This is a genomic window from Streptococcus sp. ACS2, from assembly GCF_000525585.1.
Classification (GTDB): domain Bacteria; phylum Bacillota; class Bacilli; order Lactobacillales; family Streptococcaceae; genus Streptococcus.
In genome coordinates this window covers 49,149-74,936 of the sequence record NZ_JALT01000019.1, presented here as the reverse complement: position 1 = coordinate 74,936, position 25,788 = coordinate 49,149, and the positions used below count along the sequence as shown (strand labels likewise).

Annotated in this window: 40 protein-coding genes and 1 tRNA gene; 40 read left to right on the top strand and 1 reads right to left on the bottom strand. The window is 39.8% G+C overall.

Annotation, left to right across the window (positions count from 1 at the left end):
- Positions 1-23 precede the first annotated feature (23 nt).
- From HMPREF1517_RS03375 to HMPREF1517_RS03195, 39 genes are all read left to right on the top strand, one after another.
- The gene (locus HMPREF1517_RS03375) at positions 24-458 is read left to right on the top strand and encodes a low molecular weight protein-tyrosine-phosphatase (protein ID WP_014635146.1); all 435 of its coding nucleotides are present in this window, start codon (positions 24-26) and stop codon (positions 456-458) included.
- Positions 455-865, top strand: a complete 411-nt coding sequence (locus HMPREF1517_RS03370; RefSeq protein WP_014635145.1) for a membrane protein — start codon at positions 455-457, stop codon at positions 863-865. Before HMPREF1517_RS03375 ends, HMPREF1517_RS03370 begins: the two co-directional genes overlap by 4 nt.
- Complete coding sequence (locus HMPREF1517_RS03365; protein ID WP_014635144.1) at positions 862-2,685, top strand: acyltransferase family protein; 1,824 nt, start codon at positions 862-864, stop codon at positions 2,683-2,685. The genes HMPREF1517_RS03370 and HMPREF1517_RS03365 overlap by 4 nt, the downstream gene beginning before the upstream one ends.
- A gap of 80 nt (positions 2,686-2,765) precedes the next feature.
- Complete coding sequence (gene ruvB / locus HMPREF1517_RS03360; protein ID WP_002892095.1) at positions 2,766-3,767, top strand: Holliday junction branch migration DNA helicase RuvB; 1,002 nt, start codon at positions 2,766-2,768, stop codon at positions 3,765-3,767.
- Positions 3,768-4,011: 244 nt separating this feature from the next.
- Positions 4,012-4,320, top strand: coding sequence for a 30S ribosomal protein S10 (rpsJ, locus tag HMPREF1517_RS03355; protein ID WP_002885653.1), 309 nt, complete (start codon positions 4,012-4,014; stop codon positions 4,318-4,320).
- 114 nt (positions 4,321-4,434) lie between these two features.
- Entirely contained in the window at positions 4,435-5,061 is a 627-nt protein-coding gene (gene rplC / locus HMPREF1517_RS03350; protein ID WP_002885755.1) for a 50S ribosomal protein L3, read from the top strand.
- A gap of 24 nt (positions 5,062-5,085) precedes the next feature.
- The gene (gene rplD / locus HMPREF1517_RS03345; RefSeq protein WP_002885795.1) at positions 5,086-5,709 is read left to right on the top strand and encodes a 50S ribosomal protein L4; all 624 of its coding nucleotides are present in this window, start codon (positions 5,086-5,088) and stop codon (positions 5,707-5,709) included.
- The gene (locus HMPREF1517_RS03340) at positions 5,709-6,005 is read left to right on the top strand and encodes a 50S ribosomal protein L23 (protein ID WP_002887066.1); all 297 of its coding nucleotides are present in this window, start codon (positions 5,709-5,711) and stop codon (positions 6,003-6,005) included. The genes rplD and HMPREF1517_RS03340 overlap by 1 nt, the downstream gene beginning before the upstream one ends.
- Positions 6,006-6,022: 17 nt before the next feature.
- Positions 6,023-6,856, top strand: a complete 834-nt coding sequence (rplB, locus tag HMPREF1517_RS03335) for a 50S ribosomal protein L2 (RefSeq protein WP_002887065.1) — start codon at positions 6,023-6,025, stop codon at positions 6,854-6,856.
- 93 nt (positions 6,857-6,949) lie between these two features.
- A complete protein-coding gene (rpsS, locus tag HMPREF1517_RS03330) occupies positions 6,950-7,228 on the top strand; it encodes a 30S ribosomal protein S19 (RefSeq protein WP_000533765.1) in 279 nt (92 codons plus the stop codon).
- Positions 7,229-7,243: 15 nt separating this feature from the next.
- Positions 7,244-7,588 carry a 50S ribosomal protein L22 gene (gene rplV, locus HMPREF1517_RS03325; RefSeq protein WP_002887063.1) on the top strand — a complete coding sequence of 115 codons (345 nt, stop codon included), beginning with the start codon at positions 7,244-7,246 and terminating at the stop codon, positions 7,586-7,588.
- Between the two features lie 12 nt (positions 7,589-7,600).
- Positions 7,601-8,254, top strand: coding sequence for a 30S ribosomal protein S3 (gene rpsC / locus HMPREF1517_RS03320; protein WP_002885727.1), 654 nt, complete (start codon positions 7,601-7,603; stop codon positions 8,252-8,254).
- 3 nt (positions 8,255-8,257) lie between these two features.
- Positions 8,258-8,671, top strand: coding sequence for a 50S ribosomal protein L16 (rplP, locus tag HMPREF1517_RS03315; protein WP_000960950.1), 414 nt, complete (start codon positions 8,258-8,260; stop codon positions 8,669-8,671).
- A 9-nt stretch (positions 8,672-8,680) separates the two neighbouring features.
- Positions 8,681-8,887: a 50S ribosomal protein L29 gene (gene rpmC, locus HMPREF1517_RS03310; RefSeq protein WP_002885754.1), complete on the top strand. Its 207-nt coding sequence runs from the start codon at positions 8,681-8,683 to the stop codon at positions 8,885-8,887.
- Between the two features lie 27 nt (positions 8,888-8,914).
- Positions 8,915-9,175, top strand: a complete 261-nt coding sequence (gene rpsQ, locus HMPREF1517_RS03305) for a 30S ribosomal protein S17 (protein WP_002885836.1) — start codon at positions 8,915-8,917, stop codon at positions 9,173-9,175.
- A 24-nt stretch (positions 9,176-9,199) separates the two neighbouring features.
- The gene (gene rplN, locus HMPREF1517_RS03300) at positions 9,200-9,568 is read left to right on the top strand and encodes a 50S ribosomal protein L14 (protein WP_002885711.1); all 369 of its coding nucleotides are present in this window, start codon (positions 9,200-9,202) and stop codon (positions 9,566-9,568) included.
- Positions 9,569-9,648: 80 nt separating this feature from the next.
- Positions 9,649-9,954 carry a 50S ribosomal protein L24 gene (gene rplX, locus HMPREF1517_RS03295; RefSeq protein ID WP_002885874.1) on the top strand — a complete coding sequence of 102 codons (306 nt, stop codon included), beginning with the start codon at positions 9,649-9,651 and terminating at the stop codon, positions 9,952-9,954.
- 26 nt (positions 9,955-9,980) lie between these two features.
- The gene (gene rplE / locus HMPREF1517_RS03290; protein ID WP_002887058.1) at positions 9,981-10,523 is read left to right on the top strand and encodes a 50S ribosomal protein L5; all 543 of its coding nucleotides are present in this window, start codon (positions 9,981-9,983) and stop codon (positions 10,521-10,523) included.
- A gap of 17 nt (positions 10,524-10,540) precedes the next feature.
- Positions 10,541-10,726 (top strand): type Z 30S ribosomal protein S14, encoded by a 186-nt coding sequence (locus HMPREF1517_RS03285; protein WP_001085699.1) that lies wholly within the window; start codon positions 10,541-10,543, stop codon positions 10,724-10,726.
- Positions 10,727-10,847: 121 nt separating this feature from the next.
- Complete coding sequence (gene rpsH / locus HMPREF1517_RS03280) at positions 10,848-11,246, top strand: 30S ribosomal protein S8 (RefSeq protein WP_002885642.1); 399 nt, start codon at positions 10,848-10,850, stop codon at positions 11,244-11,246.
- 126 nt (positions 11,247-11,372) lie between these two features.
- Positions 11,373-11,909 carry a 50S ribosomal protein L6 gene (rplF, locus tag HMPREF1517_RS03275; protein WP_002887056.1) on the top strand — a complete coding sequence of 179 codons (537 nt, stop codon included), beginning with the start codon at positions 11,373-11,375 and terminating at the stop codon, positions 11,907-11,909.
- An 89-nt stretch (positions 11,910-11,998) separates the two neighbouring features.
- Positions 11,999-12,355, top strand: a complete 357-nt coding sequence (gene rplR / locus HMPREF1517_RS03270; protein WP_002885810.1) for a 50S ribosomal protein L18 — start codon at positions 11,999-12,001, stop codon at positions 12,353-12,355.
- An 18-nt stretch (positions 12,356-12,373) separates the two neighbouring features.
- Positions 12,374-12,868 carry a 30S ribosomal protein S5 gene (gene rpsE, locus HMPREF1517_RS03265; protein WP_002885626.1) on the top strand — a complete coding sequence of 165 codons (495 nt, stop codon included), beginning with the start codon at positions 12,374-12,376 and terminating at the stop codon, positions 12,866-12,868.
- Between the two features lie 14 nt (positions 12,869-12,882).
- Entirely contained in the window at positions 12,883-13,065 is a 183-nt protein-coding gene (gene rpmD, locus HMPREF1517_RS03260) for a 50S ribosomal protein L30 (protein WP_002885773.1), read from the top strand.
- A gap of 127 nt (positions 13,066-13,192) precedes the next feature.
- Positions 13,193-13,633 (top strand): 50S ribosomal protein L15, encoded by a 441-nt coding sequence (rplO, locus tag HMPREF1517_RS03255; RefSeq protein ID WP_021144711.1) that lies wholly within the window; start codon positions 13,193-13,195, stop codon positions 13,631-13,633.
- 16 nt (positions 13,634-13,649) lie between these two features.
- Positions 13,650-14,945 (top strand): preprotein translocase subunit SecY, encoded by a 1,296-nt coding sequence (gene secY / locus HMPREF1517_RS03250; protein ID WP_002892081.1) that lies wholly within the window; start codon positions 13,650-13,652, stop codon positions 14,943-14,945.
- A 131-nt stretch (positions 14,946-15,076) separates the two neighbouring features.
- On the top strand, positions 15,077-15,715 hold the full coding sequence (locus HMPREF1517_RS03245; RefSeq protein ID WP_021144709.1) for an adenylate kinase: 639 nt from the start codon (positions 15,077-15,079) through the stop codon (positions 15,713-15,715).
- Positions 15,716-15,832: 117 nt separating this feature from the next.
- Entirely contained in the window at positions 15,833-16,051 is a 219-nt protein-coding gene (gene infA, locus HMPREF1517_RS03240; RefSeq protein ID WP_001040189.1) for a translation initiation factor IF-1, read from the top strand.
- Positions 16,052-16,076: 25 nt separating this feature from the next.
- Positions 16,077-16,193 (top strand): 50S ribosomal protein L36, encoded by a 117-nt coding sequence (gene rpmJ / locus HMPREF1517_RS10210; RefSeq protein ID WP_000868345.1) that lies wholly within the window; start codon positions 16,077-16,079, stop codon positions 16,191-16,193.
- 17 nt (positions 16,194-16,210) lie between these two features.
- Positions 16,211-16,576, top strand: coding sequence for a 30S ribosomal protein S13 (gene rpsM, locus HMPREF1517_RS03235; RefSeq protein WP_002885820.1), 366 nt, complete (start codon positions 16,211-16,213; stop codon positions 16,574-16,576).
- Positions 16,577-16,602: 26 nt separating this feature from the next.
- Positions 16,603-16,986, top strand: a complete 384-nt coding sequence (rpsK, locus tag HMPREF1517_RS03230) for a 30S ribosomal protein S11 (protein ID WP_002885718.1) — start codon at positions 16,603-16,605, stop codon at positions 16,984-16,986.
- Between the two features lie 48 nt (positions 16,987-17,034).
- Positions 17,035-17,973: a DNA-directed RNA polymerase subunit alpha gene (locus HMPREF1517_RS03225; RefSeq protein ID WP_002885793.1), complete on the top strand. Its 939-nt coding sequence runs from the start codon at positions 17,035-17,037 to the stop codon at positions 17,971-17,973.
- Between the two features lie 17 nt (positions 17,974-17,990).
- Positions 17,991-18,377 carry a 50S ribosomal protein L17 gene (gene rplQ / locus HMPREF1517_RS03220; RefSeq protein ID WP_002885709.1) on the top strand — a complete coding sequence of 129 codons (387 nt, stop codon included), beginning with the start codon at positions 17,991-17,993 and terminating at the stop codon, positions 18,375-18,377.
- 247 nt (positions 18,378-18,624) lie between these two features.
- Positions 18,625-19,920 (top strand): glutamyl-tRNA synthetase, encoded by a 1,296-nt coding sequence (locus HMPREF1517_RS03215; protein ID WP_037599319.1) that lies wholly within the window; start codon positions 18,625-18,627, stop codon positions 19,918-19,920.
- A gap of 192 nt (positions 19,921-20,112) precedes the next feature.
- A tRNA-Leu gene (locus HMPREF1517_RS03210) sits at positions 20,113-20,198 on the top strand.
- 145 nt (positions 20,199-20,343) lie between these two features.
- Positions 20,344-21,225 carry a class II fructose-bisphosphate aldolase gene (locus HMPREF1517_RS03205; RefSeq protein ID WP_002885816.1) on the top strand — a complete coding sequence of 294 codons (882 nt, stop codon included), beginning with the start codon at positions 20,344-20,346 and terminating at the stop codon, positions 21,223-21,225.
- 300 nt (positions 21,226-21,525) lie between these two features.
- Positions 21,526-21,882: a hypothetical protein gene (locus tag HMPREF1517_RS03200; protein ID WP_002892073.1), complete on the top strand. Its 357-nt coding sequence runs from the start codon at positions 21,526-21,528 to the stop codon at positions 21,880-21,882.
- Positions 21,883-21,914: 32 nt separating this feature from the next.
- Positions 21,915-22,253 (top strand): hypothetical protein, encoded by a 339-nt coding sequence (locus HMPREF1517_RS10205; protein WP_073689700.1) that lies wholly within the window; start codon positions 21,915-21,917, stop codon positions 22,251-22,253.
- Positions 22,254-22,268: 15 nt separating this feature from the next.
- Entirely contained in the window at positions 22,269-22,829 is a 561-nt protein-coding gene (locus HMPREF1517_RS03195; protein ID WP_014632528.1) for a TIGR01440 family protein, read from the top strand.
- 53 nt (positions 22,830-22,882) lie between these two features.
- Here the strand turns inward: HMPREF1517_RS03195 and treR are convergent, their stop codons facing one another.
- On the bottom strand, positions 22,883-23,593 hold the full coding sequence (gene treR / locus HMPREF1517_RS03190) for a trehalose operon repressor (RefSeq protein ID WP_037599318.1): 711 nt from the start codon (positions 23,591-23,593) through the stop codon (positions 22,883-22,885).
- Positions 23,594-23,749: 156 nt separating this feature from the next.
- Here treR and treP point away from each other — a divergent pair, with 156 nt between their 5' ends.
- Positions 23,750-25,729, top strand: coding sequence for a PTS system trehalose-specific EIIBC component (gene treP / locus HMPREF1517_RS03185; protein ID WP_037599317.1), 1,980 nt, complete (start codon positions 23,750-23,752; stop codon positions 25,727-25,729).
- Positions 25,730-25,788 lie beyond the last annotated feature (59 nt).

Here is a 25,788-nt window from a genome sequence, read left to right as displayed (position 1 = left end):
TAGTTTTGGGCAAGAGGTGAATAATGAATAAGATTGTATTTGTTTGTCTGGGGAATATTTGTCGTAGCCCAATGGCAGAATTTGTGATGAAAGAGCTGGACCAAGAAAAGTCTTTGCATATCGAAAGTCGCGCGACATCTTCATGGGAGCATGGAAATCCAGTTCATCAAGGAACCCAAAAGATTTTAAGGAAATATGCTATTTCTTTTGACTCTTCCAAGGGCTCACAACAGATTAGTCAGGCCGATTTTGAGTTCTTTGATTTAGTTGTGGGAATGGATGAGTCAAATGTTGAGGATCTTCTACAGATATCTGCAGGGCGTTATGACGATAAAATCAAGCTTTTCAGACCTGGTGGAGTTCCGGACCCATGGTATACAGGTGACTTTGAAGAAACATACAAATTGGTAACTGCAGGTTGTCGAGATTGGTTACAGTGGATTAAGGATAGACAATGAATTTTAAACAACTAAAGGATTTTGATTTTAAAAATATTGATATTGACCGAAATCAATTTGAGCGTATTACAGTAGGGGTTATTATTTTATGCGCCCTGTCCTTGTTTTTGGTGACTATAAAAACGCAACATTCTATCAAGATTGATGGGACTAAGATTGCCTATAAAGGTCAGATGCAGAACCATCGTTTGAATGGTCAAGGAACTTTGACCTATGATAATGGTGATACCTATACGGGAGAATTTAAGAATGGTTCCTTTAATGGTCAAGGAACCTTCAAATCTCATGAGGGTTGGATTTATCAAGGAGAGTTCAAGTCTGGTCAAGCCGATGGTCAAGGAAAATTGACTACTGAAAATAAGGTTACCTACAAAGGAAAATTTAAACAGGGGATTTTTAAAGGATGAGAATTAACTGGTTTTCTTATATTCGTGTGACAGGACTTCTTTTGGTTCTGATCTATCATTTCTTCCCAAGTATTCTTCCTGGGGGCTTCATCGGTGTTGATGTCTTCTTTACCTTCTCAGGGTATTTGATTACAGCGCTTTTGATTGATGAGGTATCTAGGACGCATCGCATTGATTACCTTGGTTTTATGCGACGACGCTTCTACCGGATAGTACCACCACTTGTGTTGATGGTTCTTATCTGCACCCCTTTGGCACTCTTGGTTCGAAATGATTTTATTGCAGGTATTGGACGTCAAATCACCTCTGTTATCGGTTTTGTAACTAACTATTATGAGATTTTGACCGGGGGAAATTATGAGAACCAGTTTAACCAGCATATTTACCTCCATACATGGAGTCTGGCTATTGAGGTTCACTATTATATTCTTTGGGGTGCCTTGCTTTGGTTCCTAGCTAAGCGTGTTAAACATCAAAATCAATTTAGAAGCCTAGTCTTTATGGTATCTCTTGCCTGCTTTATGGTGAGTTTTCTATCAATGTTTATTAGTGCTTTCTTTGTTGATAGTTTTTCTCGCTTATATTTCTCATCAATTACGCATGCCTATCCATTCTTCCTAGGTTCTCTCTTTGCGACACTTTCAGGTGTGTATGAAACGACCGCTAGGTTCAAGAAAAATATACGCCTTTGGACTCTGAAAAAGACAGTCCTTTATATGGTAGGAAGTTTTGCCTTGCTCGTATTGTTGGGCTTAGTTCTCCATTTTGAGGAACGCATTACCTATCTATTTGGTTTTGTTTTAGCTAGTTTGTTCACGGCTGTTATGATTTACTCTGCCCGTGTCCTCCATGAGAAATTGCCTGGAAAATCAGAGCCTGCTCTTATTAGTTATTTGGCAGAGATTAGCTATAGTGTCTATCTTTTTCACTGGCCGCTATATATTATCTTTAGTCAATTGACCAATAATATTATTGCAGTCATTCTGACAACGATTCTGTCAATTGTTTTCGCAACACTTTCCTACTATATAATAGAGCCATTTATTGCAGGAAGAAAGGCCAGTCTCTTTGGAATAGATTTAGACTTGACGCCGTACCGACATATTGTGCTTTATGTTTTTAGTGGTCTTACTTTAATTACAGTGCTTATTTCTCTCTTTGCGCCAGCTGTAGGGAACTTCGAGAAAGATTTAGAAGCTAATGGTTTGTCGCAAGCTCAGACTAAGATGAAATTAACGCGTACCAATGCGGAAAACAGTCAGGCTACTTCATTTGGTGTGAATAAGGGAGTGACAGTTTTAGGGGACTCCGTAGCTCTTAGATCAAAAGATCAGCTGGAATCAAGTATTGATAATGTCGCTATAGATGCAGTTGTCAGTCGTAACCTATCAACAATCAATGATTTGCTTAAAGATTACGCGGATAGTAATGCTCTTGCTAAGGATGTTGTCATTGCTGGTGGTGTTAATGAGATTGACGACTATAAAGGCGTTATTAATAAAATCATCAAGAATTTACCTAAGGGTCACCATATTATCTTTGTGACACCATATAATGGTAGTAAATCTGGTAATGAGGCCCAATCTTTGATTCAGTTACGTAAGTATGAGTTAGAGATGGCTAAGAAATACGACTTTGTGACGGTTGCTGACTGGTATCAAGTGGCTAAAGAAAATATTTCTATCTGGAATGGTACAGATGGGGTTCACTTTGGATCTGATAGCGACTCTATTAACCGTGGTGCTAAACTCTATACTAAGACAATTAAAGAAGCTATAGAGAAAGCTGATAAGGCACCAGTTAAGGGTGGTAAGAAATAATCAAAAGAGAAGGCAAGTCTTGTCTTCTTTTTTATGGACAAATTTTGACTGCATTTTTTGTTTTGTGCTAAAATAAGCCTATGGCAAGAATATTAGATAATGATTTACTAGGAGATGAAGAGTATGTTGAGCGTACCCTTCGTCCTCAGTACTTTAAGGAATATATTGGTCAAGATAAGGTTAAGGACCAATTAAAGATTTTTATAGAGGCAGCTAAACTTCGTGATGAAGCATTGGATCATACTCTTTTGTTTGGTCCTCCAGGTTTAGGGAAAACGACCATGGCTTTTGTGATAGCTAATGAGATGGGCGTCAATTTAAAGCAGACGTCTGGGCCAGCAATTGAGAAGGCTGGAGATCTGGTTGCCATACTAAATGACTTGGAGCCAGGTGATATCTTATTTATTGATGAGATTCATCGAATGCCTATGGCAGTGGAAGAAGTACTTTATAGTGCTATGGAAGATTACTACATCGATATCATGATTGGTGCAGGTGAAACAAGTCGTAGTGTTCACCTAGAGTTACCACCGTTCACTTTAGTGGGTGCAACCACACGAGCAGGTATGTTGTCAAATCCATTGAGGGCTCGTTTTGGGATTAATGGTCATATGGAATATTATGAGTTACCAGATTTGAAGGAAATTATAGAACGCACTTCAGAAATCTTTGATATGACTATAACACCTGAGGCTGCCCTAGAGTTAGCACGTCGTAGTCGTGGAACGCCACGTATTGCTAACCGCCTACTTAAGCGTGTGAGAGACTATGCACAAATTATGGGTGATGGCATCATTGATGATAAGATTGCAGACAAGGCGTTGACTATGTTGGATGTGGACCATGAAGGACTAGATTATGTCGACCAAAAAATTCTCCGAACCATGATTGAGATGTATGGTGGTGGACCGGTTGGTCTAGGGACCTTGTCAGTTAATATTGCTGAAGAGCGAGAAACGGTAGAAGATATGTATGAACCCTATCTAATTCAAAAAGGATTTATTATGCGAACACGAACAGGACGTGTTGCAACGGTTAAAGCCTATGAACACATGGGGTACGACTACACTAAAGAAAGTTGATAAAAAATCCATCGAAGGTGGATTTTTTTTGTTTAGTCAAAAAGAAAATAAAGAAAAAAGAAAAAAACTTAAAAAATCCCTTGCAATGAGTGGGTTCTTTTGTTATTATATTATGGTGCTGTAAATACAGCGCTTAGCTATGATACAAGAGGTTGCGACACGCCTGGTTGCACTGCCACGCAATCCGTGTTGGTTTTCTTGAGGAGCTAGCCTATTATCTTAAATAGACGAAAGAGGAGAAAAAATGGCAAACAAAAAAATTCGTATCCGTTTGAAAGCTTACGAACACCGTACGCTTGATACAGCGGCTGAAAAAATCGTAGAAACTGCAACTCGCACAGGTGCGACAGTTGCTGGACCAGTTCCACTTCCAACTGAACGTAGTCTCTACACAATTATTCGTGCGACTCACAAATATAAAGATTCTCGCGAACAATTTGAAATGCGTACACATAAACGTCTTATCGACATCATCAACCCAACTCAAAAAACAGTTGACGCTTTGATGAAACTTGATCTTCCAAGTGGTGTGAACGTAGAAATCAAACTTTAATTTAAAGTTTGATTCAATGAGCATAAAAAACGCTCGTTAAAAACTTTTTTGAGCATAAAAAACGCTCATAAAAAACTTTTTGAAAAAACAATAAAGTAAAGGAAATATTTTCTCATGACAAAAGGAATCTTAGGGAAAAAAGTGGGAATGACTCAAATCTTCACTGAAGCAGGTGAATTTATCCCTGTTACTGTCATCGAAGCTACTCCAAACGTTGTGCTTCAAGTTAAAACTGTTGAAACAGACGGTTACGAAGCAGTTCAAGTTGGTTTTGACGACAAACGCGAAGTATTGAGCAACAAACCTGCCAAAGGCCACGTAGCGAAAGCTAACACAGCTCCTAAGCGCTTCATTCGTGAATTCAAAAACATTGAAGGCTTGGAAGTTGGATCAGAAATCACTGTTGACACATTCGAAGCTGGAGATGTTGTTGACGTAACTGGTACTTCAAAAGGTAAAGGTTTCCAAGGTGTTATCAAACGCCACGGTCAATCACGCGGACCTATGGCTCACGGTTCTCGTTATCACCGTCGTCCAGGTTCAATGGGACCTGTTGCGCCTAACCGTGTTTTCAAAAACAAACACTTGGCAGGACGTATGGGTGGCAACCGTGTGACAATTCAAAATCTTGAAGTTGTACAAGTTATCCCAGAGAAAAACGTTATCCTTATCAAAGGTAACGTACCAGGTGCTAAGAAATCTCTTATCACTATCAAATCAGCAGTTAAAGCTGCTAAATAATAAGAAAGGAGAAATCAGTTAAAAATGGCAAACGTAAAACTATTTGACCAAACTGGTAAAGAAGTTAGCACAGTTGAACTTAATGACGCTATCTTCGGTATCGAACCAAACGAATCAGTAGTATTTGATGTCGTAATCAGCCAACGTGCTAGCCTTCGCCAAGGTACTCACGCGGTTAAAAACCGTTCAGCAGTATCAGGTGGTGGACGTAAACCATGGCGTCAAAAAGGAACTGGACGTGCTCGTCAAGGTTCTATCCGCTCACCACAATGGCGTGGTGGTGGTGTTGTCTTCGGACCAACTCCACGTTCTTACGGATACAAACTTCCACAAAAAGTTCGTCGCCTTGCATTGAAATCTGTTTACTCAGCTAAAGTTGCAGAAGATAAATTTGTAGCAGTTGAAGCTCTTTCATTTGCAGCTCCAAAAACTGCTGAATTCGCAAACGTTCTTTCAGCTCTTAGCATCGATTCTAAAGTACTTGTTATCGTTGAAGAAGGAAACAAATTCGCTGAACTTTCAGCACGTAACCTTGCAAACGTAACTGTTGCAACTCCTGCAACTGCAAGCGTACTTGACATCGTAAACGCAGATAAACTTCTTGTTACTAAAGAAGCTATCTCATCAATCGAGGAGGTTCTTGCATAATGAATTTGTATGACGTAATCAAAAAACCTGTTATCACTGAGAAATCTATGATTGCTCTTGAAGCAGGAAAATACACTTTCGAAGTTGATACACGTGCACACAAACTCTTGATCAAACAAGCAGTTGAAGCTGCATTTGAAGGTGTTAAAGTTGCTAGCGTGAACACTGTAACTGTTAAACCAAAACAAAAACGTGTTGGACGTTACACTGGTTTCACTTCAAAAACTAAAAAAGCTATCATCACTCTTACAGCTGATTCTAAAGCAATCGAGTTGTTTGCAGCTGAAGCTGAATAATCAAAGGAGAAATTAACGTGGGTATTAAAGTTTATAAACCAACGACAAATGGCCGTCGTAACATGACTTCTTTGGATTTCGCAGAAATCACTACAAGCACTCCTGAAAAATCATTGCTTGTTTCTCTTAAGAACAAAGCTGGTCGTAACAACAACGGTCGTATCACTGTACGTCACCAAGGTGGCGGACACAAACGTCACTACCGTTTGATTGACTTCAAACGTAACAAAGATGGCGTTGAAGCAGTTGTTAAAACAATTGAGTATGATCCAAACCGTACTGCAAACATCGCTCTTGTACACTACACTGACGGGGTTAAAGCTTACATCATCGCACCTAAAGGTCTTGAAGTAGGTCAACGTATCGTTTCAGGTCCAGATGCGGATATCAAGATTGGTAACGCTCTTCCACTTGCAAACATCCCAGTTGGTACAGTTATCCACAACATCGAGCTTCAACCAGGTAAAGGTGCTGAACTTATCCGTGCCGCTGGTGCTTCTGCTCAAGTTTTGGGTCAAGAAGGTAAGTACGTACTTGTTCGTCTTCAATCAGGTGAAGTTCGTATGGTTCTTGGTACATGTCGTGCAACTATCGGTACTGTAGGTAACGAACAACAATCACTTATCAACCTTGGTAAAGCCGGCCGTAATCGCTGGAAAGGTATTCGCCCAACAGTTCGTGGTTCTGTAATGAACCCTAACGATCACCCACACGGTGGTGGTGAAGGTAAAGCACCAGTTGGACGTAAAGCGCCATCTACTCCATGGGGTAAACCTGCGCTTGGTCTTAAAACTCGTAACAAGAAAGCTAAATCTGACAAACTTATCGTTCGTCGTCGTAACGAAAAATAATTTAGTCGCTTAGCACATAACATCCGCCAACTCGGTAGCATTTCTTAGTGCAAGCCGCTGTGGTACATTCAATTTAAAGGAGAAAACTACAAAATGGGACGTAGTCTTAAAAAAGGACCTTTCGTCGATGAGCATTTGATGAAAAAAGTTGAAGCTCAAGCCAATGACGAAAAGAAAAAAGTAATTAAAACTTGGTCACGTCGTTCAACGATTTTCCCAAGTTTCATCGGATACACTATCGCAGTTTATGATGGACGTAAACACGTTCCTGTTTACATCCAAGAAGACATGGTAGGTCACAAACTTGGTGAATTTGCACCAACTCGTACTTACAAAGGTCACGCAGCTGACGATAAGAAAACACGTCGTTAATAGGAGGAGGACACAATGGCAGAAATTACTTCAGCTAAAGCAATGGCTCGTACAGTGCGTGTTTCACCTCGTAAAACACGTCTTGTTCTTGATCTTATCCGTGGTAAGAACGTTGCTGATGCAATCGCAATCTTGAAATTCACTCCAAACAAAGCAGCTCGCATTGTTGAGAAAACTCTTAACTCTGCTATCGCTAACGCAGAAAACAACTTTGGTTTGGAAAAAGCTAACTTGGTAGTATCTGAAACATTCGCAAACGAAGGACCAACAATGAAACGGTTCCGTCCACGTGCGAAAGGTTCAGCTTCACCAATCAACAAACGCACAACTCACGTAACAGTAGTTGTGTCAGAAAAATAAGGAGGTAAACTCGTGGGTCAAAAAGTACATCCAATTGGTATGCGTGTCGGGATCATCCGTGACTGGGATGCGAAATGGTATGCTGAAAAAGAATACGCAGATTACCTTCACGAAGATTTGGCAATCCGCAAATTCATTCAAAAAGAACTTGCAGACGCTTCAGTTTCAACTATTGAAATCGAACGTGCTGTAAACAAAGTTATTGTTTCACTTCACACTGCAAAACCAGGTATGGTAATCGGTAAAGGTGGATCAAACGTTGACGCTCTTCGCGCTCAACTTAATAAATTGACTGGAAAACAAGTACACATCAACATCGTTGAAATCAAGAAACCTGATTTGGACGCTCACCTTGTTGGTGAAACAATTGCTCGCCAACTTGAGCAACGTGTTGCTTTCCGTCGTGCACAAAAACAAGCTATCCAACGTGCAATGCGTGCTGGAGCTAAAGGAATCAAAACTCAAGTATCAGGTCGTTTGAACGGTGCAGATATCGCCCGTGCAGAAGGATACTCTGAAGGTACAGTTCCACTTCACACACTTCGCGCTGATATCGATTACGCTTGGGAAGAAGCTGACACAACTTACGGTAAACTTGGTGTTAAAGTTTGGATCTACCGTGGAGAAGTTCTTCCAGCTCGTAAAAACACTAAAGGAGGCAAATAACAAATGTTAGTACCTAAACGTGTTAAACACCGTCGTGAATTCCGTGGAAAAATGCGCGGTGAGGCTAAAGGTGGTAAAGAAGTATCATTCGGTGAATACGGTCTTCAAGCTACAACTAGCCACTGGATTACAAACCGTCAAATCGAGGCTGCTCGTATTGCCATGACTCGTTACATGAAACGTGGTGGTAAGGTTTGGATTAAGATCTTCCCACACAAATCATACACTGCTAAAGCTATCGGTGTACGTATGGGTTCTGGTAAAGGGGCACCTGAAGGTTGGGTAGCACCAGTTAAACGTGGTAAAGTAATGTTCGAAATCGCAGGTGTTTCTGAAGAAGTTGCACGTGAAGCGCTTCGTCTTGCTAGCCACAAATTGCCAGTTAAATGTAAATTCGTGAAACGTGAAGCAGAATAAGGAGAAGACATGAAACTTGAAGAAATCAAAAAGTTTGTTGCTGAGCTTCGTGGCTTGTCTCAAGAAGAGCTTGCTAAAAAAGAAAACGAACTTAAGAAAGAACTTTTCGACCTTCGTTTCCAAGCTGCAGCAGGTCAACTTGATCAAACTGCCCGTTTGAACGAAGTGAAAAAACAAATTGCACGTGTTAAAACTGTGCAATCTGAAATCAAATAATAGATTGGGAAAGGAGCAATTCTAATAATGGAACGTAATCAACGTAAAACCCTTGTTGGACGCGTAGTATCTGACAAGATGGATAAAACAATCACAGTTGTAGTTGAAACTAAACGTAACCACCCAGTCTATGGTAAACGTATCAACTATTCTAAAAAATACAAAGCACATGATGAAAACAACGTTGCTAAAGAAGGCGATATCGTTCGTATCATGGAAACTCGCCCACTTTCAGCTACAAAACGCTTCCGTCTTGTAGAAGTTGTGGAAGAAGCTGTTATTATCTAATAAAACTAAAAGGAGACAATTGAAATGATTCAACAAGAAAGTCGCTTAAAAGTTGCTGATAATAGCGGTGCTCGTGAAATCTTGACTATCAAAGTTCTTGGTGGTTCAGGACGTAAATTCGCTAACATCGGCGACGTTATCGTTGCAACTGTTAAACAAGCTACACCAGGTGGAGCTGTTAAAAAAGGTGATGTTGTTAAAGCTGTTATCGTTCGTACAAAAACTGGTGCTCGCCGTCCAGACGGTTCATACATCAAGTTTGATGATAACGCTGCAGTAATCATCCGCGATGACAAAACTCCTCGTGGAACTCGTATCTTTGGCCCTGTTGCACGTGAATTGCGTGAAGGTGGATACATGCGTATCGTATCTTTGGCGCCAGAAGTACTTTAATCTGAATTAACACAAACTTAGTCCCCTGAAATGTTCAGGGTGCCCATTAGGGCGTAAGAAATAATAGGAGAAATACTCAAATGTTTGTAAAAAAAGGCGATAAAGTTCGCGTTATTGCTGGTAAAGACAAAGGAACTGAAGCAGTAGTTCTTAAAGCTCTTCCAAAAGTAAACAAAGTTGTTGTTGAAGGTGTTGCAATCATCAAAAAACACCAAAAACCATCAGCTGAAAACCCTCAAGGTGCTATCGTGGAAAAAGAAGCACCAATCCACGCTTCAAACGTTCAAGTTCTTGACAAGAACGGTGTAGCTGGACGTGTAGGTTACAAAGTTGTTGACGGCAAAAAAGTTCGTTACAACAAAAAATCAGGCGAAGTGCTTGACTAATCACGAAGGAAAGGAGAAAGTATTAAATGGCTAACCGTCTTAAAGAAAAATACACTAACGAAGTAATTCCAGCTTTGACTGAAAAATTCAATTATTCTTCAGTTATGGCTGTGCCAAAAGTTGATAAAATCGTTATCAACATGGGTGTTGGTGAAGCTGTAAACAACGCTAAAACTCTTGAAAAAGCTGCTGCTGAGTTGGCACTTATTTCAGGTCAAAAACCATTGATTACTAAAGCTAAGAAATCAATCGCTGGCTTCCGTCTTCGTGAAGGTGTAGCGATCGGTGCTAAAGTTACCCTTCGTGGTGAACGCATGTACGAATTCTTGGATAAATTGGTATCAGTATCACTTCCACGTGTTCGTGACTTCCATGGTGTTCCAACTAAATCATTTGATGGACGTGGTAACTACACACTTGGTGTTAAAGAACAACTTATCTTCCCAGAAATCAACTTCGACGATGTTGATAAAGTACGTGGTATGGATATCGTTATCGTAACTACTGCTAACACTGACGAAGAAGGTCGTGAATTGCTTAAAGGCCTTGGAATGCCTTTTGCAAAATAATCTAGGAGGTAAATAAATTGGCTAAAAAATCAATGATTGCTAAGAACAAACGCCCTGCGAAGTTCTCTACGCAAGCTTACACTCGTTGCGAACGTTGTGGACGTCCACACTCAGTTTATCGCAAATTTAAACTTTGCCGTGTTTGCTTCCGTGAATTGGCTTACAAAGGTCAAATTCCAGGTGTTACCAAAGCTTCTTGGTAAAAACATGGTACATTTAAGTTAGTTTCATCTAATTTGAATGTATTTAACACAATTGAGCCTAGCTCAATCATTAACTAGCAAGTGAATTATTCAAACTACTAGTAAGAGGAGAAAATATAAAATGGTTATGACTGACCCAATTGCAGATTTCTTGACACGTATTCGTAACGCTAACCAAGCTAAACACGAAGTACTTGAAGTACCTGCATCAAACATTAAAAAAGGTATCGCTGAAATCCTTAAACGTGAAGGTTTCGTAAAAAATGTTGAAGTTATCGAAGATGACAAACAAGGTATCATTCGCGTATTCTTGAAATACGGACAAAACGGTGAACGTGTTATCACTAACTTGAAACGTATTTCTAAACCAGGTCTTCGTGTTTACTCTAAACGTGAAGATGTTCCTAAAGTTCTTAACGGACTTGGAATCGCGATCATCTCTACTTCAGAAGGTCTTTTGACTGATAAAGAAGCTCGTCAAAAGAACGTTGGTGGAGAAGTTATCGCTTACGTTTGGTAAGAAGTTGATACTAAGCACTTATCTCAAATGATTTGTGCGAGTTTCGTTGATTATATTCTATGAAACTCATCCCCGTGAAAACTAGTCACTTTGTGGCTTGATAATCTAACAGGAGAATTAAATACTATGTCACGTATTGGTAATAAAGTTATTACTTTGCCTGCTGGTGTTGAAGTAACAAACAACGATAACGTTGTTACTGTTAAAGGACCTAAAGGCGAACTCACTCGTGAGTTTAACAAAAACATTGAAATCAAAGTTGAAGGCAATGAAGTTACACTTCACCGTCCAAACGACTCAAAAGAAAACAAAACAATCCACGGTACTTCTCGTGCAAACTTGAACAACATGGTTGTTGGTGTTTCTGAAGGTTTCAAAAAAGAACTTGAAATGCGCGGTGTCGGATATCGTGCGCAACTCCAAGGAACAAAACTTGTTCTTTCAGTTGGTAAATCTCACCAAGACGAAGTTGAAGCTCCAGAAGGTATTACTTTTGAAGTACCATCTGCAACTTCAATCGTTGTAAGTGGTATTAACAAAGAAGTTGTTGGTCAAACAGCGGCTTACATCCGTAGCCTTCGTTCACCAGAACCTTACAAAGGTAAAGGTATTCGTTACGTTGGTGAATACGTACGTCGTAAAGAAGGTAAAACTGGTAAATAATAGGATTTTATCCTTATGGCAATTCTTTGTGGATTGTCTCTTTACCAAAAGCTCTCATGAGCTAGCATTATAATTAAGAGGTGAAAATTGTGATTTCGAAACCAGATAAAAACAAACTCCGCCAAAAACGCCACCGTCGCGTTCGCGGAAAACTCTCTGGAACTGCTGATCGCCCACGTTTGAACATTTTCCGTTCTAATACAGGCATCTACGCTCAAGTTATTGATGACGTAGCGGGTGTAACGCTCGCAAGTGCATCAACTCTTGATAAAGAAGTTTCTAAAGGAACTAAAACAGAACAAGCCGTTGTTGTCGGTAAACTTGTTGCTGAACGCGCAGTAGCTAAAGGTATTTCTGAAGTGGTGTTTGACCGCGGTGGATATCTCTATCACGGACGTGTTAAAGCTTTGGCTGACTCAGCTCGTGAAAACGGATTGAAATTCTAATAGGGAGGACACTTAATAATGGCATTTAAAGATAATGCAGTAGAACTTGAAGAACGCGTAGTTGCTATCAACCGTGTTACTAAAGTTGTAAAAGGTGGACGCAACATGCGTTTTGCTGCTCTTGTTGTTGTTGGTGACCGTAATGGTCGCGTAGGATTTGGTACTGGTAAATCTCAAGAGGTTCCAGAAGCTATCCGTAAAGCAGTTGAAGCAGCTAAGAAAAACCTTATCGAAGTTCCTATGGTTGGTACAACTATTCCTCACGAAGTTCGTTCAGAATTTGGTGGAGCGAAAGTATTGTTGAAACCAGCTGTTGAAGGGGCTGGGGTTGCCGCTGGTGGTGCAGTTCGTGCCGTCATCGAATTGGCTGGTGTTGCTGATGTAACATCTAAATCACTCGGTTCAAACACTCCAATCAACATCGTTCGTGCGACTGTTGAAGGATTGAAACAACTTAAACGTGCTGAAGAAGTTGCGGCTCTTCGTGGCATCTCAGTATCTGACTTGGCATAAGAAAGGAGATAACAATGGCTCAAATTAAAATTACTTTGACTAAGTCTCCAATCGGACGCAAACCAGAACAACGTAAAACAGTTGTTGCTCTTGGACTTGGTAAATTGAATAGCTCAGTTGTTAAAGAAGACAACGCTGCTATCCGTGGTATGGTCAACGCAGTATCTCACTTGGTAACTGTAGAAGACGTTAAATAAAAATTGATTTAAGTCGTGAGGGTTACCTCGCGACTTAAACTGAATTTCATGTATAGGCGAGTTTCTAATCAAGCTACCTTACTTGATTAGAGGCGCTAGCATTTTACAAAAAGAGGAGAAAATAATAATGAAACTTCATGAATTGAAACCTGCTGAAGGTTCTCGTAAAGTCCGCAACCGTGTAGGTCGTGGTACTTCATCTGGTAACGGTAAAACTTCAGGCCGTGGTCAAAAAGGTCAAAAAGCTCGTAGCGGTGGTGGCGTACGTCCAGGATTTGAAGGTGGACAAACTCCATTGTTCCGTCGTCTTCCAAAACGCGGATTCACTAACATCAACGCTAAAGAATACGCACTTGTAAACCTTGATCAATTGAACGTCTTTGAAGATGGTACAGAAGTAACTCCAGTAGTTCTTAAAGAAGCTGGAATCGTTCGTGCTGAAAAATCAGGCGTTAAAGTTCTTGGTAACGGCGAATTGACTAAGAAATTGACTGTTAAAGCAGCTAAATTCTCAAAATCTGCTGAAGCAGCTATCACTGCTAAAGGTGGTTCAATCGAAGTCATCTAATGAGGGGTAACTCATTATGTTCTTTAAACTATTAAAAGACGCGTTGAAAGTCAAAAACGTTCGTAATAAGATTTTATTTACAATCTTCATTATTTTCGTTTTTCGTGTAGGGACTCATGTAACAGTTCCTGGTATCAATGCGGAAAGTTTGAAACAATTAAGTGATTTACCTTTCTTGAACATGCTTAACTTGGTGTCTGGTAATGCCATGAATAACTTCTCAATCTTCTCGATGGGGGTTAGTCCTTACATTACAGCATCAATCATCGTCCAACTTTTGCAGATGGATATCTATCCGAAATTTGTGGAGTGGGGCAAACAAGGGGAAGTTGGTCGTCGTAAATTGAACCAAGCGACTCGCTATATTACTCTTGTTTTAGCCTTTGTTCAATCGATTGGTATTACAGCAAGTTTTAATACTCTCTCATCAATTTCATTGGTTAAAACACCAAATGTTTCAACCTACCTATTGATTGGGACAATTCTAACTGCTGGTAGCATAATTGTGACATGGCTTGGTGAACAAATCACAGATAAAGGTTTTGGTAATGGTGTGTCAATGATTATCTTTTCAGGGATCATTGCTTCTATTCCAAAAATGTTCTCAACGATTTACGAGGATTTCTTTGTCAATGTTCGTTCAGGAGAATTGACTCGTTCATACATCATAGTTGCTTTGTTAATTGTGGTAGGTTTGGCGATTGTCTTCTTTACGACATTTGTTCAACAGGCAGAATATCAAATTCCAATTCAATATACTAAACTGGTTCAAGGGGCTCCAACGAGTTCTTACCTTCCATTGAAAGTAAATCCAGCTGGTGTTATTCCCGTTATCTTTGCTAGCTCGATTACAACAATTCCTAGTACTATTCTTCCATTCTTCTCGAAGGTTACATGGTTATCACACTTACAAGGACTACTCTCGTATAATACACCTAGTGGAATGATTACTTACGCGATATTGATTATCTTATTCTCATTCTTCTACACATTTGTCCAAGTAAATCCTGAAAAAACTGCTGAAAATCTTCAAAAGAATGGGTCTTACATTCCTAGTGTTCGTCCAGGTCGTGAGACTGAAAAGTACATGTCTTCATTGCTTAAGAGATTGGCAACAATCGGGGCTGTATTTCTCGCGTTTATTTCATTGGCTCCAATTGCGGCTCAACAGTTTATGCACCTTACAAGCTCAATCGCGCTTGGTGGTACATCTCTCTTGATCTTGATTTCAACTGGTATCGAAGGTATGAAACAACTCGAAGGTTACCTATTGAAACGTCAGTACGTTGGATTTATGAATCTTGAAGACTAAGTCTTCTCATGAACAATTGAGAGGGAAAGAAAGGTTACTTTCTGTCCCTTCTCTTTTGTTTTTTGATAACTCTACCAATGTGTTAAAACCTTGATAGAGTTATTTGAAAACAAAAATAAGGAGTTCGTAAGATGAATCTTTTAATTATGGGTCTACCAGGTGCTGGTAAAGGGACTCAAGCTGCAAAAATTGTTGAAGAATTTGGTGTAGCTCACATCTCAACTGGTGATATGTTCCGTGCTGCTATGGCTAACCAAACTGAAATGGGTGTTTTGGCCAAATCATTCATCGATAAAGGTGAATTGGTACCAGATGAAGTAACAAACGGAATCGTTAAAGAGCGTTTGGCTCAAGACGACATTAAGGAAAAAGGATTCCTTTTGGATGGTTTTCCTCGCACAATCGAACAAGCTCATGCCTTGGATCAAATCTTGGTTGATCTTGGTTTGGAGCTTGATGGAGTAATCAATATCGAAGTGGATCCATCTTGCCTTCTTGAACGCTTGAGTGGTCGTATTATTCACCGCGAAACAGGTGAAACTTACCATAAAGTATTCAACCCACCAGCTGACTACAAGGAAGAAGACTATTACCAACGTGAAGATGACAAACCAGAAACAGTGAAACGCCGCTTGGATGTGAATATTGCTCAAGGTGAGCCAATTATTGCACATTACCGTGAGCTTGGTCTTGTATCTGATATTCAAGGTAACCAAGATATCGACGATGTATTCGCTGATGTTAAAAAAGCGATTGCAGCAATTAAATAATTATATAATCTTACTTGCGTATCAGACTTAAGCATGTTATAATACTTTAGTCTGACTTATAATTGTTACCTCTGTGCTCAGAGGAAATCAAATCGAAATTTTAGGGGGTACTTTTGCGTGGCAAAAGAAGACGTGATTGAAATTGAAGGTAAAGTTGTAGAAACTATGCCTAATGCTATGTTTACTGTTGAATTGGAAAATGGACACCAAATTTTGGCGACAGTTTCTGGTAAAATCCGTAAAAACTACATTCGTATTTTGGTCGGTGACCGTGTGACTGTTGAAATGAGTCCTTATGATTTGACACGTGGACGCATCACATACCGCTTTAAATAATCGAAATAATTGGAGGGATTGAAACATGAAGGTAAGACCATCGGTTAAACCAATTTGCGAATACTGTAAAGTTATTCGTCGTAACGGTCGTGTTATGGTAATTTGTCCAACAAATCCAAAACACAAACAACGTCAAGGATAATATAGAAAGGAGAAATCATGGCTCGTATTGCTGGAGTTGACATTCCAAACGATAAACGTGTAGTAATTTCACTTACTTACGTATACGGTATCGGACTTGCAACATCTAAGAAAATCTTGGCTGCTGCAGGCGTTTCTGAAGACATCCGCGTTAAAGATTTGACAAATGATCAAGAAGACGCTATCCGTCGCGAAGTGGATGCAATCAAAGTTGAAGGTGACCTTCGTCGTGAAGTTAACCTTAACATCAAACGTTTGATGGAAATCGGTTCATACCGTGGTATCCGTCACCGTCGTGGACTTCCTGTCCGTGGACAAAACACTAAAAACAATGCCCGCACTCGTAAAGGTAAAGCTGTTGCGATTGCAGGTAAGAAAAAATAACTAAAATAAAATAGGAGGTAAAAACATTGGCTAAACCAACACGTAAACGTCGTGTGAAAAAGAATATCGAATCTGGTATTGCTCACATTCACGCTACTTTCAATAACACTATTGTTATGATTACAGATGTGCATGGTAACGCTGTAGCATGGTCATCAGCTGGTGCTCTTGGTTTCAAAGGTTCTCGTAAATCTACACCATTTGCTGCACAAATGGCTTCAGAAGCTGCTGCTAAATCTGCACAAGAACATGGTCTTAAAACAGTTGAAGTAACTGTTAAAGGTCCTGGTTCAGGTCGTGAGTCTGCTATCCGTGCTCTTGCTGCTGCAGGTCTTGAAGTAACAGCAATCCGTGATGTAACACCTGTACCACATAATGGTTGTCGTCCTCCAAAACGTCGTCGTGTGTAATCTTTAATAACAATAGTACACAAGGTTCGTTTCGAGGGAGTATAATAAATGATTGAGTTTGAAAAACCAATAATAACAAAAATTGATGAAAATAAAGATTACGGCAAATTTGTCATCGAACCACTAGAACGTGGTTATGGTACAACTTTGGGTAACTCTCTTCGTCGTGTACTTTTGTCATCACTTCCAGGTGCTGCCGTAACATCAATTAAGATTGATGGAGTACTCCACGAATTTGATACCGTACCAGGCGTCCGTGAAGACGTGATGCAAATCATCCTTAATATTAAAGGACTTGCTGTAAAATCTTACGTCGAAGACGAAAAGACAATTGAACTTGATGTCCAAGGTCCAGCTGAAGTTACTGCTGGAGACATCTTGACTGATAGCGACATTGAAATTGTTAACCCTGATCATTATCTTTTCACTATCGCTGACGGCGCTTCTTTGAAAGCGACTATGACAGTAGCTACAAACCGTGGTTATGTTCCAGCAGATGAAAACAAGAAAGACGATGCACCAGTGGGAACATTGGCTGTAGATTCAATCTACACACCAGTGAAAAAAGTCAATTATCAAGTTGAACCTGCCCGTGTAGGTAGCAATGATGGTTTTGATAAATTGACAATCGAAATCATGACAAACGGAACAATCATCCCTGAAGATGCCCTCGGTCTCTCGGCTCGCGTTTTGATTGAACACTTGAACTTGTTTACTGACCTTACTGATGTTGCTAAAGCTACTGATGTAATGAAAGAAACTGAAAAAGTGAACGATGAAAAGGTGCTTGACCGTACCATCGAAGAACTTGATTTGTCTGTACGCTCATATAACTGTTTGAAACGTGCCGGTATTAATACCGTTCATGATTTGACAGAAAAAACTGAGCCTGAAATGATGAAAGTCCGTAACCTAGGTCGCAAATCTCTTGAAGAAGTCAAAGTTAAGTTGGCTGATCTTGGACTTGGACTCAAAAACGATAAATAATAATATAGGAGGATAACATGGCTTACCGTAAACTTGGACGCACAAGCTCACAACGTAAAGCGGTTCTTCGTGATTTGACTACAGATCTTATCATTAACGAAGCAATCGTTACAACTGAAGCACGTGCTAAAGAAATCCGTAAAACAGTTGAAAAAATGATCACTCTTGGTAAACGTGGTGATTTGCATGCACGTCGTCAAGCAGCTGCATTTGTACGTAACGAAATTGCATCTGAAAGCTATGATGAAGCAACTGATAAATATACATCAACAACTGCTCTTCAAAAACTTTTCTCAGAAATCGCACCTCGTTATGCTGAACGTAACGGTGGATACACTCGTATCCTTAAAACAGAACCACGTCGTGGCGATGCTGCCCCAATGGCAATCATCGAACTTGTTTAATTTTTATCAATTTTGTTGAGTGTTATGATGATGGAATAGCTTAGCTTTTCTTAGTCTAGCTCTGGTCTACCGCTGGGCATACGCCTAGCGGGAACACTCATCATAAAATGGGAATAAATAAGCATGTAACGCTTGTTTACGAAAGGTAATACGGTTATTTTTCGTAAGCAGGCGTTTTTTTGTCTATAAATCGTCTGAATATTTTGATATAATGGAATAAGCTTATTTTAAAAAGGGGGACATTATTTTGACAACAGCCAAGAAACTGCTTAAGCAAAGGTACTATGAGCCAATTAAGGAGCAACCCGAATTATTTGTGGGGATTGAGTTGGAATACCCAGTTGTTAATTTGAGTGGTAATGCTACAGATGTCTCTCTTACAAAACAGTTACTAGTCCATCTCTTGGATAATTTTGATTTTCAAGCTGATAAGTATGATTCTGATAATAATCCTATTCAGCTTATCGATAAAGCTTCTGGAGACATGATTCTTTTTGAAGTTTCGTACAATACGATCGAGTTTGCTTTTGCAAAGGCTGAGAGAATTTCTGAGGTTGAGGAACGTCTGGATACTTACCTCAGTATAATCCAACCCTATCTTCAGAATCATAATCATGAGTTGCAAGGTTGGGGAGTGAATCCAAACTGGGCAAAAAATGACAACAGACCTGTTAAATCTCCTCGTTATGAAATGCTTATGGATTTTCTCGAACTATCTAAAGCAAAGAACGATCCTTTCTTTCATGATTATCCAGAATATGCTTCTTTCATCTGTGGGAGTCAGGTACAATTAGATGTTTCAAAAACGTCCTATTTAAGAGTCTTAAATGCTTTTAACCAAATAGAGGGACCCAAGGCAGTATTATTGGCAAACTCTGAGTTTTGTGGTTCTGATTGGGATTTAGCGCTTTCCCGTGATGTTTTCTGGGAGAATTCCATGCATGGTGTGTTTGAGGAAAATGCAGGAGTATTTCCTAAGGTATTTAAGAATGAAGATGACTATTTTTCTTACTTGTCTGAGACAGCCATTTTTACTGCTAAGCGTGGTGACGAAACCTACTATTTTGAACCAATACGTGCTAAAGACTATCTAAGTACGCCATCTATCAAAGCACACTCTATTCGTGGCGAAGTTGTCACTATTGAACCAAGTGAGGAAGATTTTAAGACTCATCGTTCTTATCAATTCCAAGATTTAACGACACGAGGGACTATTGAGTTTCGTAGTGTATGTACCCAACCTTTCTCATTAACCTTTGCGCCAGCAGCCTTTCACCTTGGTCTTTTAGTCAATTTGGTAAATCTAGAAAATATTTTGAATGACTCACCTTTTTTTGAAGCATTTGACTATGATTACCCTAGAATTCGTCGTTTATTTTCGAAAAAAGATATTTCTGCTACAGACCTCAAAATGATTTTACCTTTGACTGAATCGTTATTGTCTTGTGCTGAGGATGGCTTAAAATCGCGTGGTTTCGGAGAAGAAGTTTACTTAGCTCCCCTTAGAGAGAAATTAGATAGGCTGAATAAGAGTTTAGATTAACCTTTGACAAGAGATATGATAGATAGTTTTTGCTAAAAAATTTAAAAAAAGTCAAAAAAGTATTGACGTCAGCAAACAATAAATGGTATTATATAATAGTTGTTTCGAAAGAGACAAGAGAAAGTTATTAAAAAACTTTCAAAAAAGTATTGACACGAGTTATCAATCTTGATATAATAACTAATGTTGTTAGCGGAAATGGCGGAATTGGCAGACGCGCAGGACTAAGGATCCTGTGACCGCTTTAGGTCGTGAGGGTTCAAGTCCCTCTTTCCGCAGAGTAACCAGTCACATGACTGGTTTTTTTGTATTAAAAAATCAAAACGCTTACAAATTGTAGAAAAGCTAGTTTTTTGAGTTCAATTGTGATAGAATAAACTTGTAAACGGGTTCAAACCCAAAAAAATATAGGAGGCCTTTATAATGGCAATCGTTTCAGCAGAAAAATTTGTCCAAGCAGCTCGTGATAATGGTTACGCAGTTGGTGGATTTAACACAAACAACCTTGAGTGGACTCAAGCTATCTTGCGTGCAGCAGAAGCTAAACAAGCTCCAGTACTTATCCAAACTTCTATGGGTGCAGCTAAGTACATGGGTGGTTACAAATTGTGTAAAGTCCTTATCGAAGAATTGGTTGAATCAATGGGTATCACTGTACCAGTTGCTATTCACCTTGACCACGGTCACTACAATGACGCTTTGGAATGTATCCGTGTAGGTTACACTTCAGTTATGTTTGACGGTTCACACCTTCCAGTTGAAGAAAACCTTGAAAAAGCAGCTAAAGTTGTTGAATTTGCACACGCTAACGGTGTATCAGTTGAAGCTGAAGTTGGTACAATCGGTGGTGAAGAAGATGGTATCATCGGTGATGGTGAATTGGCACCAATCGAAGATGCTAAAGCTATGGTTGCAACTGGTATCGACTTCCTTGCAGCAGGTATCGGTAACATCCACGGTCCTTACCCAGAAAACTGGAGCGGACTTCACCTTGACCACTTGCAAAAATTGACAGAAGCTGTTCCTAACTTCCCAATCGTATTGCACGGTGGATCAGGTATTCCTGATGATCAAATCCAAGAAGCTATCAAACTTGGTGTTGCTAAAGTTAACGTTAACACTGAATGTCAAATCGCATTTGCTAACGCAACACGTAAATTTGTTGCTGAATACGAAGCAAATGAAGCAGAATACGACAAGAAGAAACTCTTCGACCCACGTAAATTCTTGAAACCAGGTTTCGAAGCTATTACAGAAGCTGTTGAAGAACGTATCGACGTATTCGGTTCAGCAAACAAAGCTTAATTAGACTATATAAGCTTGAAATGAAAGGGTTTGTCCAATATGGACAAGCCTTTTTCTTATGTTTTGCCACAGATTTGCCACACTTTCTAAATGTCAGTCCCTTTTGATTATAGATGTAGTGCAAACAAAGCGCAATTAGGCTATTAAAACAAGGTCCTTTCTGGGTCTTGTTTTTTTGTACCCAAATAAATAGTTAGTATCTGCGAATCAATCTGTGATTGAGAGGAAACAAATTTTAAAGATTGGATATCACTTAGGTCGATAGATTCTATTTCCTAACTTTTTAAGATATGCTATAATATGAATATGTTTGATAATTATATTGTACCTGTATTTTTTGGTGGTGGAGCTCTTGCTCTACTAGGTTTAGTGTTATTTGGTTGGGCCTTGCCTTCATTTTTGAAGGGTAAGTGGTCTTATTTGATTTCTTTGCTAGGTTTAGGTTTGGTTGCTTTTGCCTATTTTGATGCGGCGATTGTTATCACTTATAAAATCTGGCTTGGATTGCTAGGTGTCATCATGATTGGTTGGGGACTTCCTTTTAACAATCGCAAGGGACGCCGTGCGATGACTATTTTCTGGGCTGTCATGGCAATCGTTGTAGGTATTGCTGCTATTGCATTCACTATTGCTTATGGTGTCATTAACCGCCACTAACATGAAACTGTAAAACATGCTATAATAATGGCATGTTTTATTTTATGACCCTATCATTTATTATCATGCCTGCCTTGGGCTGCTTCTTAATAGGCTTGGCTTTTGCTAAATCAGATCGTTGGGAGTTTTCTTGGATATTATCCTTAATAGGTTTGGTGGCCTTTATTTCTTCTTTTTGGCATATAGCACGTGTAGATTTATGGTTTATGCTAAGTTATAGTGTTGGTCCTTTTTTGATGGGATTTGGTTTCTCCTGGGACCTAAGTAAGAAACGCCGTGGGCAGTTATTATTATTAGGGGTATTTTTCCTTATCTTTTTTGTGATTCTGTACTATCTTATTGTGCGAATCCTGAATACAGCTGTTGTCTAGAGGAGGGCTGTTGTGATGTTGCTAGATTTAGAAGAGAAGACACGTGTGCTTGTAGAAGATATTGTTGAACGTTCCGCTATTGGGCGAGGAGCTATCTTTGTCTTGGGATTGTCTTCCAGTGAGGTCGCTGGTGGGATAATCGGAAAAGCCTCTAGCCGTGAAATTGGCCAACGAATTGTGAAAACGATTCTTGAAGTTTTGGAACCTAAAGGAATTTACTTGGCTGTTCAAGGCTGCGAACATCTGAATCGTGCTTTGGTTGTTGAGCGTGAGCTCGCCATGGCTAAAGATTTGGAAATTGTTAATGTTCTTCCGACCTTGCATGCTGGGGGAAGTGGTCAGCTGGCTGCTTTCGACTATATGAAGGATCCTGTTGAGGTGGAGGAAATTGTCGCTCAGGCTGGTATCGATATTGGGGATACCTCTATTGGTATGCATGTGAAGAGGGTCCAAGTTCCTCTTCGCCCGATTACTCCAGAATTAGGTGGTGCTCATGTGACTGCTTTGGCGAGTCGTCCTAAGTTAATTGGTGGAGCTCGTGCTGAGTATCTAGCAGATCCTATCCGTAAAAACTAAAAAGTATCGGACATTCTTGTCCGATACTTTTTCTGTTAGCAGAGCCCTTTCTTTCAATGACGACGCTTGGCATAATCGACAAATTTGAATTTTTCAAGTTTGTGGCGACTTTCCGTAAATTGGAACTGTTTTCCATTAGTTAAATAAACTTTAGAACGGATACAAACAACGTGCTGGTCTTTACCTAGGTCGATAAGAATCTTATCTTGATCGGTAGCATTATCAATAGTGATTTCTTTAAAGGCGTGGGAAATGCTAAGGTTGAGCTGATTCTCGATGTAGTCGTAAATAGAGTGTTCAGCAATGTTACGGTTTAGTTGAGGAACAAGGCTAGTATTTAGGTAATCAATATCTATAACAGAGGCGCAGCTATCAACGACTCTTTGACGAACAACACGCCAGACCTGTCGGCTATTTGAAAACCCAGTTCTTTCTGAGAGTTTGGAATCAACGATGATTTTATCCAGAGAAATAACGTTGGTTTGCGAATTAAGGCCTTGTTGTACTATTAGCTCCTGGTAACTAGTAAGGTCAGACACAGGAAAGTTGATTTGTTCCTGGTTAATAACCTGGGAGCCAGAGCCATGAATCTTTTTGACCAAGCCTTCTTCAACGAGTAAGGTTAATGCTTTTCGTATAGTGTCTCGACTAACCTGGTAAGATTGAACCAGTTCTTGCTCGGTCGGGAGAAAGTCTCCCACTTGATATTTTTGATCATGGATAGCTTTCTCTAAATCCTTATAAATAATCTGATATTTTTTCATTGTTCTCCTCGTTTGTAGGTAAAAAAACATACAACTAATGTTTTTTTCAAAAAATATGTTTAAAAAATTCCGGAACACTTGCAGACAAATTTGTAATCGTTTACAATTAGTTTATCAAGTTAATCAGATATTGTCAAAAAAGAAAAGGAGATTCAAATGGGTAAATTTGAACAAGAAGCCAAAGATTTGCTTGCTGCAATCGGTGGTAAAGAAAATGTGAGTGCTGTTACTCACTGTGCGACGCGTATGCGTTTCGTTCTTGGTGATGACAAGAAGGCAGATGTGAAAACAATCGAAGCCATTCCTGCTGTTAAGGGGACTTTCACCAATGCAGGTCAATTCCAAGTTATCATTGGTAATGATGTGCCAATCTTTTATAACGATTTCACAGCTGTATCAGGGATTGAAGGTGTTTCTAAAGAGGCTGCTAAATCAGCTGCCAAGAGCAACCAAAATCCAGTTCAGCGTGTTATGACAACCTTAGCGGAGATCTTTACACCTATTATTCCAGCCCTTATCGTTGGGGGATTAATTCTTGGTTTCCGTAATGTTCTTGAGGGTGTGCATTGGTCAATGCTTGACGGTAAGACAATTACCGAGGTTTCGCAGTTCTGGTCAGGTGTGAATCATTTCTTATGGCTACCTGGTGAAGCTATTTTCCAATTCTTGCCTGTAGGTATTACTTGGTCTGTTTCTCGTAAAATGGGAACTAGCCAAATTCTTGGAATTGTTTTGGGGATCTGTCTGGTGTCACCACAATTGCTTAACGCTTATTCAGTAGCATCGACACCAGTGTCTGAAATTGCTAAGAATTGGGTTTGGGATTTTGGATTCTTTACTGTTAATCGTATAGGTTATCAAGCGCAAGTTATTCCTGCCCTTCTTGCTGGTTTATCACTTTCTTATCTTGAAATTTTCTGGCGTAAACATGTACCAGAAGTAGTATCAATGATTTTTGTACCGTTCTTGTCGTTGATTCCAGCCCTTATTTTGGCTCATACTGTTTTAGGTCCTATTGGTTGGACTATTGGCCAAGCCCTCTCAACAGTGGTTCTTGCTGGTTTGACAGGTCCTGTAAAATGGCTTTTCGGTGCTGTTTTTGGTGCACTTTATGCGCCGTTCGTTATTACTGGTCTTCACCACATGACCAATGCTATCGATACTCAGTTAATTGCAGATGCTGGTGGAACAGCTCTTTGGCCTATGATTGCTCTATCAAATATTGCTCAAGGTTCAGCTGTTTTTGCTTACTATATTATGCATCGTCATGATGAACGTGAGGCTCAAATTTCACTTCCAGCTACTATTTCAGCTTATCTTGGTGTTACAGAACCAGCCCTCTTCGGGGTTAACGTCAAATATATTTACCCATTTGTTGCGGGTATGATTGGTTCATCTATCGCAGGTCTTCTATCAGTAACCTTTAACGTTACAGCGGCCTCTATCGGTATTGGTGGTTTGCCTGGTATCCTATCAATTCAACCTAAATATATGATTCCATTTGCAGCAATCATGCTTGTTGCTATCATTGTACCTATGGTCCTAACTTTCTTCTTCCGCAAGGCGGGTCTCTTTACTAAGACAGAAGATGATACAGAACTTAAGGAAGAATTTGCAGCTCAAGAAGAGGCTGAATTTGCATCACATACTGCAACTCCAACAGTTCTTGCTGAATCAGCAGAGGTTGTTAGCCCACTTGCTGGTCAAGTTAAACCACTTAGCCAAGCCACAGACCCAGTTTTCTCATCAGGTGTCATGGGACAGGGGGTAGTCATCGAACCAAGTCAAGGCGAATTGGTTTCACCAGTAAATGGTACAGTGACAGTACTCTTCCCAACTAAGCACGCCGTAGGCATCGTTTCTGAAGAAGGTGTTGAAATGCTAATGCACATTGGTATGGATACTGTTAGCCTTGACGGAAAAGGTTTTGTGGCTCATGTTGAACAAGGTGATAAAGTTGTTGTTGGTCAACAATTGATTAGTTTTGATATGGATGTTATTAAAAAGGCTGGTTTGGTCACTGAGACTCCAGTTATCATTACAAATCAAGATGATTTCCAAGCAGATGTTGAAGGGGATCTTCCACGTGATATCAAACGTGGTGATGCTCTCATGATTGCTCATCGAATAAAATAAGCTAAGGGGTGGAGGCGTTATGGTTCCACCTCTACATATAAAGGACAAAAGAGGAAAAA